At 55.3% G+C, this 21,622-nt stretch carries 1 protein-coding gene; it reads right to left on the bottom strand.

What is annotated here, in order from left to right; all coding sequences use genetic code 11:
• Window positions 1–110: 110 nt before the first annotated feature.
• Complete coding sequence (locus ACQUQM_RS01345) at window positions 111–21,014, bottom strand: Ig-like domain-containing protein (RefSeq protein ID WP_432472688.1); 20,904 nt, start codon at window positions 21,012–21,014, stop codon at window positions 111–113.
• Window positions 21,015–21,622: the final 608 nt, after the last annotated feature.

The raw sequence follows: 21,622 nt of genomic DNA, 5'->3' as shown, positions 1-21,622 counted from the left end.
AGCTCAGCTGCAACTAAATACTTGTAAAGTTGAGGGCATCATTAAATCACACCCAATTTGCCAAGTATAAAAAACAGAGCAGCCCGGTCCTTCAGGCTGCCCACTACTCATTAAATTATTACTTTGGAATCCAAAATAAGCTGATTCAGTAGTTCTTCATTAGTACCGCCAGTTATACCCAGATCGCTCTTCAAAGTATTTATATCTATACCGTCAAGCACGATTTCCTGGGCAATCGAGCCACCAAAACCACCTTTAACACTCAAAACGGTACCTTCGGCCCCCTGGCTCACACTAAGGAATTCCTCAATGATATTAGGCTGAGCACCGATTGAATCTAACAGATCAGACAGGTCTAACAGATCTTCAGCATGATTGAAGTCCTGCACATGATCCACCGCCGGCATTACTGTCAGACTCTGATCCCCACCTAACCAGGTAAAGCTATCAGAACCTGAACCACCATTCAGCAGGTCATTACCCGCACCACCCATCAGAATATCGTCGCCAATATCACCACTGAGGATATCGTTGCCCATACTACCCAGTAAACGGTCAGAGCCAGCACCACCGCTGATAGTATCGACACCGGCCCCGCCCTCTATCAAATCATGTCCGATACCGCCTTGTAAGATATCGTCTCCTTCCAGACCGACCAATCGGTCGTTGCCGTCAGTTCCGGTCAGGTTATTGACAGCTGCGTCACCCACTATTGTATTGCTGATTGTGCTCAGCGTCAGTGTCGCATCAGAGCTATCACCGTCCGTATCGGTCAGGGTATAGCCGATCTCCTCTGCATCGATTGCCGTAGCCGAGTTATCGATTGTAACCTCTGCAAAGCGAATACCACTAACCCGCGCATAAGTAGCTGAGCTACTTGTACCACTGGCAGCCTGAATTACAATCTGACCTATATTGCTGTACTCAACCGGGACTGTATTCCAACCTTCACTGGCACTACTGAACTGCCCGATCTCAGAACCATCAAGGTGGTAGATGGTATAGGTCAGAGAGTTATTTCCTCCCAGGTTACTATCAGAGCCATCGATATCTATCTGAACATCCGAGACACCGTTCGGATGATCTGCACGATCAAATGTAATCACTAACGATTCAAGGTTATCAATTTCAGGGTACACCCCACCGCTGACTCCTACTCCGTCTGAATCTTCAAAAGTAATAGCTCTATCAGGAGTACTGCTAGTACTGGACATACCCTGCAGAATGACGCCAGCTGAAGTCGCATCAGCGTTGTTTAGCAGATCGTAAGTTAAGACCGATGCTGCTGGGTTTGTCGGTATATCTGCTGTCGGCGGCGTATAGTGATAGTAACCTGTGACATTGAACGTCAGTACGCTACCGTCATTATTGTGAGTCCAGACAAGCTCACCGCCGCTGATAACATAACCATATTCAGAACCGTTAAAGGCGCTGTCTGTTGTCAGATCATAGGTAACACCCTTGAATGTCACCGAAGAAACCTGAGCATCATCGATTGCATTATCAACGCCGGAGCCCTGCTGGGTAAACGATGTTAACTGCGCGCCAAGATTAACGCCACCATCGGTACCAATACCGCTGACCACATTGCCCTCAAACACAGAGCTCTGGGCAAACAGCGTATCACTGTCATTCTCCGCAACCGGTTTGCCATCTATAACTTTAATGGTTGTTGTCGCTTGAGCCACATCACCATCGTTATCGTTGGCAACAAAACCAAAGCTGAACTGATCCCCTTCAGATACCACATTTTCAGTAAAGTACTGATAGTCACCGCTGGCAAAATCAAATACCAGCTTACCGTACTCAAAGCCTTCAGCGCTGGTCAGTGTCAGTGTATCGCTGACCTGAGGGAAGCCACTTAGGAAACTACCATTCTGTGTAATAGATACTTCCTTCGCGACAGAATCGTAACTGAAGATCACCGACTCATCAGCCGTACCGTTATTCAGGGTGATAGTAATCGATTCTACAAATCCGCCATCGGCACCAAAAGTAGAAACGCCACTGGTTGAACCTGTAAGCACGTTACCGCCATAACTGGCCGGAACCGTCGATAGCAGCTCTTCGTCGAGTTTGTCCAGATCCGGCACATTGATCGCAGGATCTTTAACACCACTGCCATCAGCATCAACATTGTGAATTCTGTTTAATTCGGTGTAATCACTGATACCCGTTCCTATAGCAACCGCATAAGAGTCAATATCTTTGCCGACAAGGAAGCTATCATAGCTATCTAAGCCTGTTCCGGTCTGACCCGTTGTTGGCTCACCATCAGATAGGAAATACACTGTATTATTTGCAGAAGTATCATAGTAACCACCGCCGAAGGCTGTAGCCACGTTATCCAGTGCTGCCTGGTAGTTAGTCGTGCTACTACTACCGGTAATTGCGTTAATAGCCGCGATTGCACTGGTCTCATCAGAGTATGAGTTACCGTCATTGAGCAGATCTGAACTGTTGTCAAAGGTAATCAGCTTCAATTCAACCGATGGCGTCTGGGCAAAATACTCTTTAACCAGCTCGATCAGCGCGGCTTTTGCCATATCAAGACGGGTACGGATTGTTACATTGCCATTCTCATCAACCGACTTAACCTCACCGCCCCATTGTGCGTAGCTCATACTGCCGGATGTATCGAGGACAAATACCAGGTTGTAATCCACTTCATCGGACTCTGGCAACTCTTGCACAATATCCCGGGCAAGAGGCGCATCATCATTAATGTCGATAGTCAGCGTTGCAGTTGAGGTGGTTGAACCATCGGATACTGTGTAGGTGATAGTGTCAGTAACATTGTCGCCAGTAGTCGCACCTGTAAGCTCATACTCATAGTAACCGGCACTCTGACCGTTATAGTCCTGTGTATAAACCTGGATGGTGCCGTGTTCAGTGACAACTGTCAGAACGCCATTGGCATCAGTAGAATTATCAGTGTTACCGTCACTGCTTATCTGGGAGATAACTGATCCTGGAGTGATACCTGAGTCATTAGATAGCAGATCACCCGTTGCTATCTCCAGATCGGTATTAGCAGCAGTACCGTTTGCCAAGCCACTTTCAGACACCTGAGCAGTATCATCAACCGCGGTCACTTTCATATCATGTTGCACGGTTAAGACTGCAGCACTACTATCACCATCACTATCAAGAATCGTATAGTTGAAACTGTCTGAGCCTTCGTTAGCCTGTACAAAGCTAACACCATCTACCCGGAAACTGGCGTCATCATTTAACGCGGAAACAACGATATACTGGAAAGCCGTATCTGACTGAATTGTCTCAGTGCCATTACCGGCACCAGAAACTAATTTTTGACCTATATATTTGTTATCACTTTCATAATAACGAATCACGGCCTGCTCTGAACTACCCATGCCATTAAAGTCGATTGTGGCAATCTTAGTCTCAGTTGTCAGGCTAAACACCAGAGCCTCACTTCCTGCACCATCCTGCCCAATATGCTTACCATCAGGGTTACCACCAACGCCAAGTCGATTATTATTGGTACTCACCTGATTAACAGAAGCCAGTGTCAGATCAAGATCAGCTGAACTATTCGGATCATATTCACCTTCAGTAAAGGCTTTAACATCGATCTTGGTCCAGTCGTTAACCAAATCACTGCCGGAGTGAGAAACTACTACTTTACTGTCTGTAGAATCATATTGATAACTACCATCACTGTTGATCTGTAAAGTTCCGTGATCGGCAATAATAGTGTTATTAACAACTGCATTATTCAAACCATCAAAGAGCTGACCGGAAGCATCGAAGGTATATGTTTCACTTCCAAAGCTAATAGTTGTAAATGTAACGGAATCCTCTGAAAGTTGATCTTCCATTACAGAATCACCACCATCACCGGTAATTACATTGCCAGATGTCGCGCCACCGTAGCCAACGGAGTCAAAGTCACTCACTGCGACAGGAGCCGTATCAACCACATTAATAACCAGATCCTGCACCACAGATTCGGTATCTACTACAACACCATCAGCTATTTCCTGAGCAGTGGCAGTCACCTTTAATGTATGGTTTTCACTGATGCTATCCGGCACATCGGCGTGCGCAGTATAACTCAGGTTAGCCAGATCCCAACCGGTTGCATCAATACTGTTACCCGCTGCGGTTGCAGTAAAGGTATGCGTACCATCAGTCAATACCGAGCCTGCCGGAATATCAGAAATAACCAGAGTATGTGTTTCGGAATTATCTGTCAGATCAGAGAATCCAACACTGATCGCTGAAAGCGCAATCGGAGTACCTTCAACGCCAGACTGAGTAGCACCAACAGACAGTGTTGGTGCGTCAGCATCGGGCGTCACATCGATGGTAATAGTGGAGGAACTTACACTCCAGTCATTACCATCGCTGACACTGAAGTCGAAAGAGGCATAATCCGCCTGCTGATCACCTTCAGAACTGCCACCATAAACATCAGCACCTGACTCATGAAGATCCGGCACGAAAGTAAACTTGGACAGATCTGCTACATCGATCACATTAGAGCCACCGTTGAAAGCCGCCAGGTTAGCTGCGGTTATCACTACTCCATCAAATACCAGACTGCCTTCTGTTGCAACCGAGTCGATACGAATACTCTGTAGAGAATCCGCTGTATCAGCATCGTTAAAGGCAAAGTCAGTTAGTACAAACTGATAGGTTTCATCTTCATTAATAATGATTGATTTATCAGCACTCTCCGGCAGGTCATTGGCACCGTTAACAGTAATAGTCACTGTTGTATGGCTAAGATCACCGTCGCCATCTCTAATGGTGTAAGTAAACACTTCATCGGGGGTAGCGCCGAAGGCTAATTCCTGAGTTACCGTCCTAGAGTTATCTAAGGTGTAAGTATATTCACCGTTTGCCGCAATAATGATAGTACCGTAAGTACCGTTAATAACAGTGTTAACTGTTACTGCACTTTCAAGATCTGCAGCTGTATTACCCGCCGCTACGCCAACTACATTGACTGGTACATCAGCACCCGGCTGATCAGCAGCAGCAAATCCTGTACCGGTGATGACATTGCCAATAACTGTATTCGCAAGAGCATCTTCGGTAACAGAACCACTGTCTGCATTGGCAACAGGTACATCATCGACGATCTCGATGGTGATGGTGGAGGCCGTGGCTGTCGGCGTGCCGTCACCATCGACAGCGGTGACGCTGAAGGTGTCGGTAACAACATCGTTGCCCGCAGCGCTGTGCGTCTGCACGGCACTCAGGTCGTAGCTGTAGTTGACGGTGTAGGTACCGTTGCCGTTATCGACGATAGTGCCGACGGTCAGGATACCGATACCGCTGTGGGTCACGCTGTCACCGGTGGTGACGGTGGTGCCGTCGATGGCGATGCTGCCCAGGCCGTCCGGCGCGGTCACGGTGAAGCTGCCGCTGGTGCTCTCGGAGCCGTCGTTATCGTCCAGACCGCTCTCATAGGTGCGATTGATGTCGTCGGTTATATCCGCAGTGCCATTGTCATCCGGCGGTGTGGTGGTGATGGTCGGTACAGAGTCCGCCCCCACGCTCACCGTCAGGGTGCTGTTGCTGACGTCGCCGTCGGCATCACGCATGGTGTAGTTGATCACGACATCTTCATCCGCCACGCCCAGTGCCGGCGTAAAGCTGATCTCGCCGGTCGCTGTATCGAAGCTCAAGCTGCCCTTGGTGTTGTCTGCCAGGCTGGCGCTGACCAGTACTTTGCCACCGTCGGCACCGGCATCGTCATTGTTGATGACGTTGTAGGTGACCTGGGTGTTCTCGGTGGTGCTGGCCGTATCAACAGCGGCCACCGGTACATCATCGACGATCTCGATGGTGATGGTGGAGGCCGTGGCTGTCGGCGTGCCGTCACCATCGACAGCGGTGACGCTGAAGGTGTCGGTAACAACATCGTTGCCCGCAGCGCTGTGCGTCTGCACGGCACTCAGGTCGTAGCTGTAGTTGACGGTGTAGGTACCGTTGCCGTTATCGACGATAGTGCCGACGGTCAGGATACCGATACCGCTGTGGGTCACGCTGTCACCGGTGGTGACGGTGGTGCCGTCGATGGCGATGCTGCCCAGGCCGTCCGGCGCGGTCACGGTGAAGCTGCCGCTGGTGCTCTCGGAGCCGTCGTTATCGTCCAGACCGCTCTCATAGGTGCGATTGATGTCGTCGGTTATATCCGCAGTGCCATTGTCATCCGGCGGTGTGGTGGTGATGGTCGGTACAGAGTCCGCCCCCACGCTCACCGTCAGGGTGCTGTTGCTGACGTCGCCGTCGGCATCACGCATGGTGTAGTTGATCACGACATCTTCATCCGCCACGCCCAGTGCCGGCGTAAAGCTGATCTCGCCGGTCGCTGTATCGAAGCTCAAGCTGCCCTTGGTGTTGTCTGCCAGGCTGGCGCTGACCAGTACTTTGCCACCGTCGGCACCGGCATCGTCATTGTTGATGACGTTGTAGGTGACCTGGGTGTTCTCGGTGGTGCTGGCCGTATCAACAGCGGCCACCGGTACATCATCGACGATCTCGATGGTGATGGTGGAGGCCGTGGCTGTCGGCGTGCCGTCACCATCGACAGCGGTGACGCTGAAGGTGTCGGTAACAACATCGTTGCCCGCAGCGCTGTGCGTCTGCACGGCACTCAGGTCGTAGCTGTAGTTGACGGTGTAGGTACCGTTGCCGTTATCGACGATAGTGCCGACGGTCAGGATACCGATACCGCTGTGGGTCACGCTGTCACCGGTGGTGACGGTGGTGCCGTCGATGGCGATGCTGCCCAGGCCGTCCGGCGCGGTCACGGTGAAGCTGCCGCTGGTGCTCTCGGAGCCGTCGTTATCGTCCAGACCGCTCTCATAGGTGCGATTGATGTCGTCGGTTATATCCGCAGTGCCATTGTCATCCGGCGGTGTGGTGGTGATGGTCGGTACAGAGTCCGCCCCCACGCTCACCGTCAGGGTGCTGTTGCTGACGTCGCCGTCGGCATCACGCATGGTGTAGTTGATCACGACATCTTCATCCGCCACGCCCAGTGCCGGCGTAAAGCTGATCTCGCCGGTCGCTGTATCGAAGCTCAAGCTGCCCTTGGTGTTGTCTGCCAGGCTGGCGCTGACCAGTACTTTGCCACCGTCGGCACCGGCATCGTCATTGTTGATGACGTTGTAGGTGACCTGGGTGTTCTCGGTGGTGCTGGCCGTATCAACAGCGGCCACCGGTACATCATCGACGATCTCGATGGTGATGGTGGAGGCCGTGGCTGTCGGCGTGCCGTCACCATCGACAGCGGTGACGCTGAAGGTGTCGGTAACAACATCGTTGCCCGCAGCGCTGTGCGTCTGCACGGCACTCAGGTCGTAGCTGTAGTTGACGGTGTAGGTACCGTTGCCGTTATCGACGATAGTGCCGACGGTCAGGATACCGATACCGCTGTGGGTCACGCTGTCACCGGTGGTGACGGTGGTGCCGTCGATGGCGATGCTGCCCAGGCCGTCCGGCGCGGTCACGGTGAAGCTGCCGCTGGTGCTCTCGGAGCCGTCGTTATCGTCCAGACCGCTCTCATAGGTGCGATTGATGTCGTCGGTTATATCCGCAGTGCCATTGTCATCCGGCGGTGTGGTGGTGATGGTCGGTACAGAGTCCGCCCCCACGCTCACCGTCAGGGTGCTGTTGCTGACGTCGCCGTCGGCATCACGCATGGTGTAGTTGATCACGACATCTTCATCCGCCACGCCCAGTGCCGGCGTAAAGCTGATCTCGCCGGTCGCTGTATCGAAGCTCAAGCTGCCCTTGGTGTTGTCTGCCAGGCTGGCGCTGACCAGTACTTTGCCACCGTCGGCACCGGCATCGTCATTGTTGATGACGTTGTAGGTGACCTGGGTGTTCTCGGTGGTGCTGGCCGTATCAACAGCGGCCACCGGTACATCATCGACGATCTCGATGGTGATGGTGGAGGCCGTGGCTGTCGGCGTGCCGTCACCATCGACAGCGGTGACGCTGAAGGTGTCGGTAACAACATCGTTGCCCGCAGCGCTGTGCGTCTGCACGGCACTCAGGTCGTAGCTGTAGTTGACGGTGTAGGTACCGTTGCCGTTATCGACGATAGTGCCGACGGTCAGGATACCGATACCGCTGTGGGTCACGCTGTCACCGGTGGTGACGGTGGTGCCGTCGATGGCGATGCTGCCCAGGCCGTCCGGCGCGGTCACGGTGAAGCTGCCGCTGGTGCTCTCGGAGCCGTCGTTATCGTCCAGACCGCTCTCATAGGTGCGATTGATGTCGTCGGTTATATCCGCAGTGCCATTGTCATCCGGCGGTGTGGTGGTGATGGTCGGTACAGAGTCCGCCCCCACGCTCACCGTCAGGGTGCTGTTGCTGACGTCGCCGTCGGCATCACGCATGGTGTAGTTGATCACGACATCTTCATCCGCCACGCCCAGTGCCGGCGTAAAGCTGATCTCGCCGGTCGCTGTATCGAAGCTCAAGCTGCCCTTGGTGTTGTCTGCCAGGCTGGCGCTGACCAGTACTTTGCCACCGTCGGCACCGGCATCGTCATTGTTGATGACGTTGTAGGTGACCTGGGTGTTCTCGGTGGTGCTGGCCGTATCAACAGCGGCCACCGGTACATCATCGACGATCTCGATGGTGATGGTGGAGGCCGTGGCTGTCGGCGTGCCGTCACCATCGACAGCGGTGACGCTGAAGGTGTCGGTAACAACATCGTTGCCCGCAGCGCTGTGCGTCTGCACGGCACTCAGGTCGTAGCTGTAGTTGACGGTGTAGGTACCGTTGCCGTTATCGACGATAGTGCCGACGGTCAGGATACCGATACCGCTGTGGGTCACGCTGTCACCGGTGGTGACGGTGGTGCCGTCGATGGCGATGCTGCCCAGGCCGTCCGGCGCGGTCACGGTGAAGCTGCCGCTGGTGCTCTCGGAGCCGTCGTTATCGTCCAGACCGCTCTCATAGGTGCGATTGATGTCGTCGGTTATATCCGCAGTGCCATTGTCATCCGGCGGTGTGGTGGTGATGGTCGGTACAGAGTCCGCCCCCACGCTCACCGTCAGGGTGCTGTTGCTGACGTCGCCGTCGGCATCACGCATGGTGTAGTTGATCACGACATCTTCATCCGCCACGCCCAGTGCCGGCGTAAAGCTGATCTCGCCGGTCGCTGTATCGAAGCTCAAGCTGCCCTTGGTGTTGTCTGCCAGGCTGGCGCTGACCAGTACTTTGCCACCGTCGGCACCGGCATCGTCATTGTTGATGACGTTGTAGGTGACCTGGGTGTTCTCGGTGGTGCTGGCCGTATCAACAGCGGCCACCGGTACATCATCGACGATCTCGATGGTGATGGTGGAGGCCGTGGCTGTCGGCGTGCCGTCACCATCGACAGCGGTGACGCTGAAGGTGTCGGTAACAACATCGTTGCCCGCAGCGCTGTGCGTCTGCACGGCACTCAGGTCGTAGCTGTAGTTGACGGTGTAGGTACCGTTGCCGTTATCGACGATAGTGCCGACGGTCAGGATACCGATACCGCTGTGGGTCACGCTGTCACCGGTGGTGACGGTGGTGCCGTCGATGGCGATGCTGCCCAGGCCGTCCGGCGCGGTCACGGTGAAGCTGCCGCTGGTGCTCTCGGAGCCGTCGTTATCGTCCAGACCGCTCTCATAGGTGCGATTGATGTCGTCGGTTATATCCGCAGTGCCATTGTCATCCGGCGGTGTGGTGGTGATGGTCGGTACAGAGTCCGCCCCCACGCTCACCGTCAGGGTGCTGTTGCTGACGTCGCCGTCGGCATCACGCATGGTGTAGTTGATCACGACATCTTCATCCGCCACGCCCAGTGCCGGCGTAAAGCTGATCTCGCCGGTCGCTGTATCGAAGCTCAAGCTGCCCTTGGTGTTGTCTGCCAGGCTGGCGCTGACCAGTACTTTGCCACCGTCGGCACCGGCATCGTCATTGTTGATGACGTTGTAGGTGACCTGGGTGTTCTCGGTGGTGCTGGCCGTATCAACAGCGGCCACCGGTACATCATCGACGATCTCGATGGTGATGGTGGAGGCCGTGGCTGTCGGCGTGCCGTCACCATCGACAGCGGTGACGCTGAAGGTGTCGGTAACAACATCGTTGCCCGCAGCGCTGTGCGTCTGCACGGCACTCAGGTCGTAGCTGTAGTTGACGGTGTAGGTACCGTTGCCGTTATCGACGATAGTGCCGACGGTCAGGATACCGATACCGCTGTGGGTCACGCTGTCACCGGTGGTGACGGTGGTGCCGTCGATGGCGATGCTGCCCAGGCCGTCCGGCGCGGTCACGGTGAAGCTGCCGCTGGTGCTCTCGGAGCCGTCGTTATCGTCCAGACCGCTCTCATAGGTGCGATTGATGTCGTCGGTTATATCCGCAGTGCCATTGTCATCCGGCGGTGTGGTGGTGATGGTCGGTACAGAGTCCGCCCCCACGCTCACCGTCAGGGTGCTGTTGCTGACGTCGCCGTCGGCATCACGCATGGTGTAGTTGATCACGACATCTTCATCCGCCACGCCCAGTGCCGGCGTAAAGCTGATCTCGCCGGTCGCTGTATCGAAGCTCAAGCTGCCCTTGGTGTTGTCTGCCAGGCTGGCGCTGACCAGTACTTTGCCACCGTCGGCACCGGCATCGTCATTGTTGATGACGTTGTAGGTGACCTGGGTGTTCTCGGTGGTGCTGGCCGTATCAACAGCGGCCACCGGTACATCATCGACGATCTCGATGGTGATGGTGGAGGCCGTGGCTGTCGGCGTGCCGTCACCATCGACAGCGGTGACGCTGAAGGTGTCGGTAACAACATCGTTGCCCGCAGCGCTGTGCGTCTGCACGGCACTCAGGTCGTAGCTGTAGTTGACGGTGTAGGTACCGTTGCCGTTATCGACGATAGTGCCGACGGTCAGGATACCGATACCGCTGTGGGTCACGCTGTCACCGGTGGTGACGGTGGTGCCGTCGATGGCGATGCTGCCCAGGCCGTCCGGCGCGGTCACGGTGAAGCTGCCGCTGGTGCTCTCGGAGCCGTCGTTATCGTCCAGACCGCTCTCATAGGTGCGATTGATGTCGTCGGTTATATCCGCAGTGCCATTGTCATCCGGCGGTGTGGTGGTGATGGTCGGTACAGAGTCCGCCCCCACGCTCACCGTCAGGGTGCTGTTGCTGACGTCGCCGTCGGCATCACGCATGGTGTAGTTGATCACGACATCTTCATCCGCCACGCCCAGTGCCGGCGTAAAGCTGATCTCGCCGGTCGCTGTATCGAAGCTCAAGCTGCCCTTGGTGTTGTCTGCCAGGCTGGCGCTGACCAGTACTTTGCCACCGTCGGCACCGGCATCGTCATTGTTGATGACGTTGTAGGTGACCTGGGTGTTCTCGGTGGTGCTGGCCGTATCAACAGCGGCCACCGGTACATCATCGACGATCTCGATGGTGATGGTGGAGGCCGTGGCTGTCGGCGTGCCGTCACCATCGACAGCGGTGACGCTGAAGGTGTCGGTAACAACATCGTTGCCCGCAGCGCTGTGCGTCTGCACGGCACTCAGGTCGTAGCTGTAGTTGACGGTGTAGGTACCGTTGCCGTTATCGACGATAGTGCCGACGGTCAGGATACCGATACCGCTGTGGGTCACGCTGTCACCGGTGGTGACGGTGGTGCCGTCGATGGCGATGCTGCCCAGGCCGTCCGGCGCGGTCACGGTGAAGCTGCCGCTGGTGCTCTCGGAGCCGTCGTTATCGTCCAGACCGCTCTCATAGGTGCGATTGATGTCGTCGGTTATATCCGCAGTGCCATTGTCATCCGGCGGTGTGGTGGTGATGGTCGGTACAGAGTCCGCCCCCACGCTCACCGTCAGGGTGCTGTTGCTGACGTCGCCGTCGGCATCACGCATGGTGTAGTTGATCACGACATCTTCATCCGCCACGCCCAGTGCCGGCGTAAAGCTGATCTCGCCGGTCGCTGTATCGAAGCTCAAGCTGCCCTTGGTGTTGTCTGCCAGGCTGGCGCTGACCAGTACTTTGCCACCGTCGGCACCGGCATCGTCATTGTTGATGACGTTGTAGGTGACCTGGGTGTTCTCGGTGGTGCTGGCCGTATCAACAGCGGCCACCGGTACATCATCGACGATCTCGATGGTGATGGTGGAGGCCGTGGCTGTCGGCGTGCCGTCACCATCGACAGCGGTGACGCTGAAGGTGTCGGTAACAACATCGTTGCCCGCAGCGCTGTGCGTCTGCACGGCACTCAGGTCGTAGCTGTAGTTGACGGTGTAGGTACCGTTGCCGTTATCGACGATAGTGCCGACGGTCAGGATACCGATACCGCTGTGGGTCACGCTGTCACCGGTGGTGACGGTGGTGCCGTCGATGGCGATGCTGCCCAGGCCGTCCGGCGCGGTCACGGTGAAGCTGCCGCTGGTGCTCTCGGAGCCGTCGTTATCGTCCAGACCGCTCTCATAGGTGCGATTGATGTCGTCGGTTATATCCGCAGTGCCATTGTCATCCGGCGGTGTGGTGGTGATGGTCGGTACAGAGTCCGCCCCCACGCTCACCGTCAGGGTGCTGTTGCTGACGTCGCCGTCGGCATCACGCATGGTGTAGTTGATCACGACATCTTCATCCGCCACGCCCAGTGCCGGCGTAAAGCTGATCTCGCCGGTCGCTGTATCGAAGCTCAAGCTGCCCTTGGTGTTGTCTGCCAGGCTGGCGCTGACCAGTACTTTGCCACCGTCGGCACCGGCATCGTCATTGTTGATGACGTTGTAGGTGACCTGGGTGTTCTCGGTGGTGCTGGCCGTATCAACAGCGGCCACCGGTACATCATCGACGATCTCGATGGTGATGGTGGAGGCCGTGGCTGTCGGCGTGCCGTCACCATCGACAGCGGTGACGCTGAAGGTGTCGGTAACAACATCGTTGCCCGCAGCGCTGTGCGTCTGCACGGCACTCAGGTCGTAGCTGTAGTTGACGGTGTAGGTACCGTTGCCGTTATCGACGATAGTGCCGACGGTCAGGATACCGATACCGCTGTGGGTCACGCTGTCACCGGTGGTGACGGTGGTGCCGTCGATGGCGATGCTGCCCAGGCCGTCCGGCGCGGTCACGGTGAAGCTGCCGCTGGTGCTCTCGGAGCCGTCGTTATCGTCCAGACCGCTCTCATAGGTGCGATTGATGTCGTCGGTTATATCCGCAGTGCCATTGTCATCCGGCGGTGTGGTGGTGATGGTCGGTACAGAGTCCGCCCCCACGCTCACCGTCAGGGTGCTGTTGCTGACGTCGCCGTCGGCATCACGCATGGTGTAGTTGATCACGACATCTTCATCCGCCACGCCCAGTGCCGGCGTAAAGCTGATCTCGCCGGTCGCTGTATCGAAGCTCAAGCTGCCCTTGGTGTTGTCTGCCAGGCTGGCGCTGACCAGTACTTTGCCACCGTCGGCACCGGCATCGTCATTGTTGATGACGTTGTAGGTGACCTGGGTGTTCTCGGTGGTGCTGGCCGTATCAACAGCGGCCACCGGTACATCATCGACGATCTCGATGGTGATGGTGGAGGCCGTGGCTGTCGGCGTGCCGTCACCATCGACAGCGGTGACGCTGAAGGTGTCGGTAACAACATCGTTGCCCGCAGCGCTGTGCGTCTGCACGGCACTCAGGTCGTAGCTGTAGTTGACGGTGTAGGTACCGTTGCCGTTATCGACGATAGTGCCGACGGTCAGGATACCGATACCGCTGTGGGTCACGCTGTCACCGGTGGTGACGGTGGTGCCGTCGATGGCGATGCTGCCCAGGCCGTCCGGCGCGGTCACGGTGAAGCTGCCGCTGGTGCTCTCGGAGCCGTCGTTATCGTCCAGACCGCTCTCATAGGTGCGATTGATGTCGTCGGTTATATCCGCAGTGCCATTGTCATCCGGCGGTGTGGTGGTGATGGTCGGTACAGAGTCCGCCCCCACGCTCACCGTCAGGGTGCTGTTGCTGACGTCGCCGTCGGCATCACGCATGGTGTAGTTGATCACGACATCTTCATCCGCCACGCCCAGTGCCGGCGTAAAGCTGATCTCGCCGGTCGCTGTATCGAAGCTCAAGCTGCCCTTGGTGTTGTCTGCCAGGCTGGCGCTGACCAGTACTTTGCCACCGTCGGCACCGGCATCGTCATTGTTGATGACGTTGTAGGTGACCTGGGTGTTCTCGGTGGTGCTGGCCGTATCAACAGCGGCCACCGGTACATCATCGACGATCTCGATGGTGATGGTGGAGGCCGTGGCTGTCGGCGTGCCGTCACCATCGACAGCGGTGACGCTGAAGGTGTCGGTAACAACATCGTTGCCCGCAGCGCTGTGCGTCTGCACGGCACTCAGGTCGTAGCTGTAGTTGACGGTGTAGGTACCGTTGCCGTTATCGACGATAGTGCCGACGGTCAGGATACCGATACCGCTGTGGGTCACGCTGTCACCGGTGGTGACGGTGGTGCCGTCGATGGCGATGCTGCCCAGGCCGTCCGGCGCGGTCACGGTGAAGCTGCCGCTGGTGCTCTCGGAGCCGTCGTTATCGTCCAGACCGCTCTCATAGGTGCGATTGATGTCGTCGGTTATATCCGCAGTGCCATTGTCATCCGGCGGTGTGGTGGTGATGGTCGGTACAGAGTCCGCCCCCACGCTCACCGTCAGGGTGCTGTTGCTGACGTCGCCGTCGGCATCACGCATGGTGTAGTTGATCACGACATCTTCATCCGCCACGCCCAGTGCCGGCGTAAAGCTGATCTCGCCGGTCGCTGTATCGAAGCTCAAGCTGCCCTTGGTGTTGTCTGCCAGGCTGGCGCTGACCAGTACTTTGCCACCGTCGGCACCGGCATCGTCATTGTTGATGACGTTGTAGGTGACCTGGGTGTTCTCGGTGGTGCTGGCCGTATCAACAGCGGCCACCGGTACATCATCGACGATCTCGATGGTGATGGTGGAGGCCGTGGCTGTCGGCGTGCCGTCACCATCGACAGCGGTGACGCTGAAGGTGTCGGTAACAACATCGTTGCCCGCAGCGCTGTGCGTCTGCACGGCACTCAGGTCGTAGCTGTAGTTGACGGTGTAGGTACCGTTGCCGTTATCGACGATAGTGCCGACGGTCAGGATACCGATACCGCTGTGGGTCACGCTGTCACCGGTGGTGACGGTGGTGCCGTCGATGGCGATGCTGCCCAGGCCGTCCGGCGCGGTCACGGTGAAGCTGCCGCTGGTGCTCTCGGAGCCGTCGTTATCGTCCAGACCGCTCTCATAGGTGCGATTGATGTCGTCGGTTATATCCGCAGTGCCATTGTCATCCGGCGGTGTGGTGGTGATGGTCGGTACAGAGTCCGCCCCCACGCTCACCGTCAGGGTGCTGTTGCTGACGTCGCCGTCGGCATCACGCATGGTGTAGTTGATCACGACATCTTCATCCGCCACGCCCAGTGCCGGCGTAAAGCTGATCTCGCCGGTCGCTGTATCGAAGCTCAAGCTGCCCTTGGTGTTGTCTGCCAGGCTGGCGCTGACCAGTACTTTGCCACCGTCGGCACCGGCATCGTCATTGTTGATGACGTTGTAGGTGACCTGGGTGTTCTCGGTGGTGCTGGCCGTATCAACAGCGGCCACCGGTACATCATCGACGATCTCGATGGTGATGGTGGAGGCCGTGGCTGTCGGCGTGCCGTCACCATCGACAGCGGTGACGCTGAAGGTGTCGGTAACAACATCGTTGCCCGCAGCGCTGTGCGTCTGCACGGCACTCAGGTCGTAGCTGTAGTTGACGGTGTAGGTACCGTTGCCGTTATCGACGATAGTGCCGACGGTCAGGATACCGATACCGCTGTGGGTCACGCTGTCACCGGTGGTGACGGTGGTGCCGTCGATGGCGATGCTGCCCAGGCCGTCCGGCGCGGTCACGGTGAAGCTGCCGCTGGTGCTCTCGGAGCCGTCGTTATCGTCCAGACCGCTCTCATAGGTGCGATTGATGTCGTCGGTTATATCCGCAGTGCCATTGTCATCCGGCGGTGTGGTGGTGATGGTCGGTACAGAGTCCGCCCCCACGCTCACCGTCAGGGTGCTGTTGCTGACGTCGCCGTCGGCATCACGCATGGTGTAGTTGATCACGACATCTTCATCCGCCACGCCCAGTGCCGGCGTAAAGCTGATCTCGCCGGTCGCTGTATCGAAGCTCAAGCTGCCCTTGGTGTTGTCTGCCAGGCTGGCGCTGACCAGTACTTTGCCACCGTCGGCACCGGCATCGTCATTGTTGATGACGTTGTAGGTGACCTGGGTGTTCTCGGTGGTGCTGGCCGTATCAACAGCGGCCACCGGTACATCATCGACGATCTCGATGGTGATGGTGGAGGCCGTGGCTGTCGGCGTGCCGTCACCATCGACAGCGGTGACGCTGAAGGTGTCGGTAACAACATCGTTGCCCGCAGCGCTGTGCGTCTGCACGGCACTCAGGTCGTAGCTGTAGTTGACGGTGTAGGTACCGTTGCCGTTATCGACGATAGTGCCGACGGTCAGGATACCGATACCGCTGTGGGTCACGCTGTCACCGGTGGTGACGGTGGTGCCGTCGATGGCGATGCTGCCCAGGCCGTCCGGCGCGGTCACGGTGAAGCTGCCGCTGGTGCTCTCGGAGCCGTCGTTATCGTCCAGACCGCTCTCATAGGTGCGATTGATGTCGTCGGTTATATCCGCAGTGCCATTGTCATCCGGCGGTGTGGTGGTGATGGTCGGTACAGAGTCCGCCCCCACGCTCACCGTCAGGGTGCTGTTGCTGACGTCGCCGTCGGCATCACGCATGGTGTAGTTGATCACGACATCTTCATCCGCCACGCCCAGTGCCGGCGTAAAGCTGATCTCGCCGGTCGCTGTATCGAAGCTCAAGCTGCCCTTGGTGTTGTCTGCCAGGCTGGCGCTGACCAGTACTTTGCCACCGTCGGCACCGGCATCGTCATTGTTGATGACGTTGTAGGTGACCTGGGTGTTCTCGGTGGTGCTGGCCGTATCAACAGCGGCCACCGGTACATCATCGACGATCTCGATGGTGATGGTGGAGGCCGTGGCTGTCGGCGTGCCGTCACCATCGACAGCGGTGACGCTGAAGGTGTCGGTAACAACATCGTTGCCCGCAGCGCTGTGCGTCTGCACGGCACTCAGGTCGTAGCTGTAGTTGACGGTGTAGGTACCGTTGCCGTTATCGACGATAGTGCCGACGGTCAGGATACCGATACCGCTGTGGGTCACGCTGTCACCGGTGGTGACGGTGGTGCCGTCGATGGCGATGCTGCCCAGGCCGTCCGGCGCGGTCACGGTGAAGCTGCCGCTGGTGCTCTCGGAGCCGTCGTTATCGTCCAGACCGCTCTCATAGGTGCGATTGATGTCGTCGGTTATATCCGCAGTGCCATTGTCATCCGGCGGTGTGGTGGTGATGGTCGGTACAGAGTCCGCCCCCACGCTCACCGTCAGGGTGCTGTTGCTGACGTCGCCGTCGGCATCACGCATGGTGTAGTTGATCACGACATCTTCATCCGCCACGCCCAGTGCCGGCGTAAAGCTGATCTCGCCGGTCGCTGTATCGAAGCTCAAGCTGCCCTTGGTGTTGTCTGCCAGGCTGGCGCTGACCAGTACTTTGCCACCGTCGGCACCGGCATCGTCATTGTTGATGACGTTGTAGGTGACCTGGGTGTTCTCGGTGGTGCTGGCCGTATCAACAGCGGCCACCGGTACATCATCGACGATCTCGATGGTGATGGTGGAGGCCGTGGCTGTCGGCGTGCCGTCACCATCGACAGCGGTGACGCTGAAGGTGTCGGTAACAACATCGTTGCCCGCAGCGCTGTGCGTCTGCACGGCACTCAGGTCGTAGCTGTAGTTGACGGTGTAGGTACCGTTGCCGTTATCGACGATAGTGCCGACGGTCAGGATACCGATACCGCTGTGGGTCACGCTGTCACCGGTGGTGACGGTGGTGCCGTCGATGGCGATGCTGCCCAGACCGTCGGCGGCGGTCACGGTGAAGCTGCCGCTGGTACTTTCGGAACCGTCGTTATCGTCCAGACCGCTCTCGTAGGTGCGGTTTATGTCATCAGTAATGGCTGGTGTAGCACCGTCTCCCGGCGGTGTAATTTCAATAACCGGTGGATCATTATCGATAATCCGACCTTCTGCCCGGTTGTTATTGATATCTACTGCAACATTTTCAAAACTGGTATTACTGTTTGCCTGATTTATACCAGTTATCTGAACAACATACCCTTCTGTACTTTCAATCAGACTGTCATCAAACACTGCGTTATCAATGGTGTAGCTACTGGTTCCGTCGCCAACTATCGTAACCGTGACTAACTGAGGATCCAGGTCTGCCGCTTCAACGGCATCTACCCCTGCAATAGGGGCATAACTCAACGTTATTTCAATGGTTTTACCGACAGAGAGCGCGATTGGAGTCAAACCATCTGCAGCAACAAGATTGATGCTGTGCTGAAGAGCATTTCCATCGCCCTCTGTAACCGTGTCGTTGCCGCTCAGCTGCAGATAAACTGTATCTTCAGGCGTTGGCGCACCTTCCGGATTACCCGGCGAGCCGGCATCCTGGATGGTTCCTGTGCCTGAAGCACCGCCATTAACCGTAACGGATGTTGTTTCTGTGGCAATCAGACTGAATGTCTCATCGCCTTCTTTATAGAAATCTTCATTTACCGGCACACGGACCAGTACATCGGCCTTGCCAGCAGCGATAGTTACAGTGCTGGCCAACTGCCAGGAAACACCATCATCAACGGAAACCTGTAGTTCTGTCTCTGAACCATAATCCAGATTTTTGGTTGCATCATTTGGAGCACTGCCATCGGCAAGCGTAAGGTCGACGGTAACGTCATCTACACTCAGCTGGGTCAGGCTAACCGTAAACTCAGCGAAGCTATCCTCACCTTCAACAACAGTGACACTGTCTACAGCAATATTGGTGCTGTCATTATCAATAATGCGTCCTTCTGAACGGTTATTGTTAGGATCTATTGCAAGGTTTTCAAAGCTGGTACTAGTATTAGCCGGATTAATTGATAGTATTTTCAGCGTATAACCTTCAACGCCTTCGACAATGCCATCATCAAAAACACTATTCTCTATAGTGTATCGAGGCCCGCCATCACCAATTATTGTCACCGTTACCTGCTGGCTAATCAGATCTTCAGGCACTATGACATCAATGCCTCCGACAGGTGTGTAGCTAAGAGTAACTTCAATTAATTCACCAACGGCAAGACTAACAAAAGACAGACCGTCTTCAGCTTTCACCAGATCAATTGTATGGCTCAGCGTTTCGCCATCGCCCTCTATAACTGAATCATTCCCATGCAGTTGCAAATAGACAGTATCAGCAGGATCCGGACCTGGCTCATTACCATTACCATCGACAATATCAGTATCCGCTACGGTAGAGGCATCAACGTTTTCAAAGCTACCGCCAGAAAAACTATCAACTTTGACCTGAAACCCTTCAGGTCCTTCCAGAGTGGCATCATCTGTAGTGCTGACCACAATAGATGTAATGCCTGCCGTAGTACCGGCTTTAATCACGACATCCTGAGTGACTGCTGTCAGATCGTCACTATCTGCACCATTCACTACATAACCGGTAACTACAGTTACAGTCATATCGGTAGCCGGTGCCTTATCGATTGATAAGGTATAAGTTGCCGCTTCACCTTCAGCAACAGTTGCCGGGCCACTAAGCGTCAGGATAGCAGTATCTTCAGGATCCGGACCCGGCTCATTACCGTTGCCATCCAGAATATCGGTATCTGCTACAGTTGTAGCATCAACGTTTTCAAAGCCACCGCCGGTAACACCATCGACCTTAACCTGAAAACCTTCAGGACCTTCAAGATATGCATCATCTGTGGTGTTTACTACCACAGTGGTCATGCCTACTGTTGTTCCAGCCTTGATAACCACATCCTGAGTTACAGGTGTCAGGTCATCACTATCTGCACCATTCACTACATAACCGGTAACTACAGTTACAGTCATATCGGTAGCCGGTGCCTTATCGATTGATAAGGAATAAGTTGCCGCTTCACCTTCCGCGACTGTTGCAGGACCACTCAATGTAAGAGTTGCAGTATCAACAGGATCCGGACCTGGCTCACTGCCTGCACCATCCAGAATTACGGTAGAGACAACGGAGCTACTCTCAACCTCATCAAATCCACCGCCGACAAAACCGGCTACAGAGACCTGATATCCTTCAGCACCTTCAAGGTATGCATCGTCCAGTGTATTAACAACAACAGACAATGAACCAGATACCTGGCCCGCGGCAATAACAACATCCTGAGTAACAGGAACAAGGTCATCCGCATCGGCGCCACCGGCAATAAATCCGGTAACAACAGTTACCACCATTTCGGTCAGCGCAGGCTGATTTAAGCTGACAACATACTCAGCTATTTCACCTTCAGCCACAGTCGCAGGGCCGGAAATAATGATAGTTGCTAAAGTTGACGCGGCTACAAACTCACCTTCATATTCTGGAAATTTGACCAGATCGAGCGCCGTTCCGGTTGTATCAAACCCGGCGTTAGCGATTACTTCCTGAGCCGTTCTATCGACATCTTCAAACTCAGAAAAACCTGAATTTTGTGGCTCGGTGTTACCGGCAGCGGTTTCTTCAAGGACTTCGGTCGGATCCTGGCCTGCCAAAATCGCTTGCTGGATAGAAGCAACATCAGGAGATTCATTCTCAAGAGCATGGATAGCAAGAGTAATTTCGCCTGTCTTAGGATCGACTTCGACCATAGCGGCGGACTTTTCAGGCACCGTCTCAGGCGCTGTTTTTCCGGTATTAAGGGCGATACTTCCCTGCGCGGGAGTAATAACCATCGCCCCCGATTGCACTTTATCACCAGGTACTAATACGCGCTCAACTCCTTGCGCATCAACAACGACTACATCGCCAGTTATTTCGACAACCGACACTTCAGCAGATATTGCCTTATCCATCCTTTCCCCCCGGAAAATGACACAACGATCAATAATTTTTCTACTTATCTGTCAGCTTCATGCGCAATCAAATCCCTTGCACGCTTTAAAGGCTGACTCAGTCCGTTGTCGATAAGAAAATCTGTTTATGTTTTAAATTTTCGCGATTATAGCACGTGTTATGCGTTTAATAACACATGCCTCAACATGCCAAACTTCGTTTACGAATCTGTTTCAAACCTGACATCATTACACTGTACTTTCACCACCTCTATCTGATATTTCAATCCAGGCGTAACCTTTCCAAAACCAAACTACTAACCAACTGTTTATAAAGAAAAATAAGCCAACACCAGTGTTACACAAAGTCCGCTACTTAAATATCAACAAAGCCTTACATGATGACTAATTCCAGCCTATTTATTACTACTCAAATTGGTTATACCTGATTTTCATCATTCTTTCCGCCCCTCTCACATCCTCTTTAGAGATAAAAAGACGATATCAAATAGGACATCGATTTTGTTTGAAACTGACATTTAATCCCCACCTTTTTTTTCATATCAGCCAAACAAAAAAACGGCCCTAGAAGGCCGCCTTATTAACTCAACATAGGTCAGACAATCAAC

Origin of the sequence: Amphritea sp. HPY, from assembly GCF_050870985.1 — a bacterium.
GTDB lineage: Bacteria > Pseudomonadota > Gammaproteobacteria > Pseudomonadales > Balneatricaceae > Amphritea.
The sequence above is the reverse complement of the archived record's forward strand: the minus strand, read 5'-3'. Positions and strand labels throughout refer to the sequence as shown.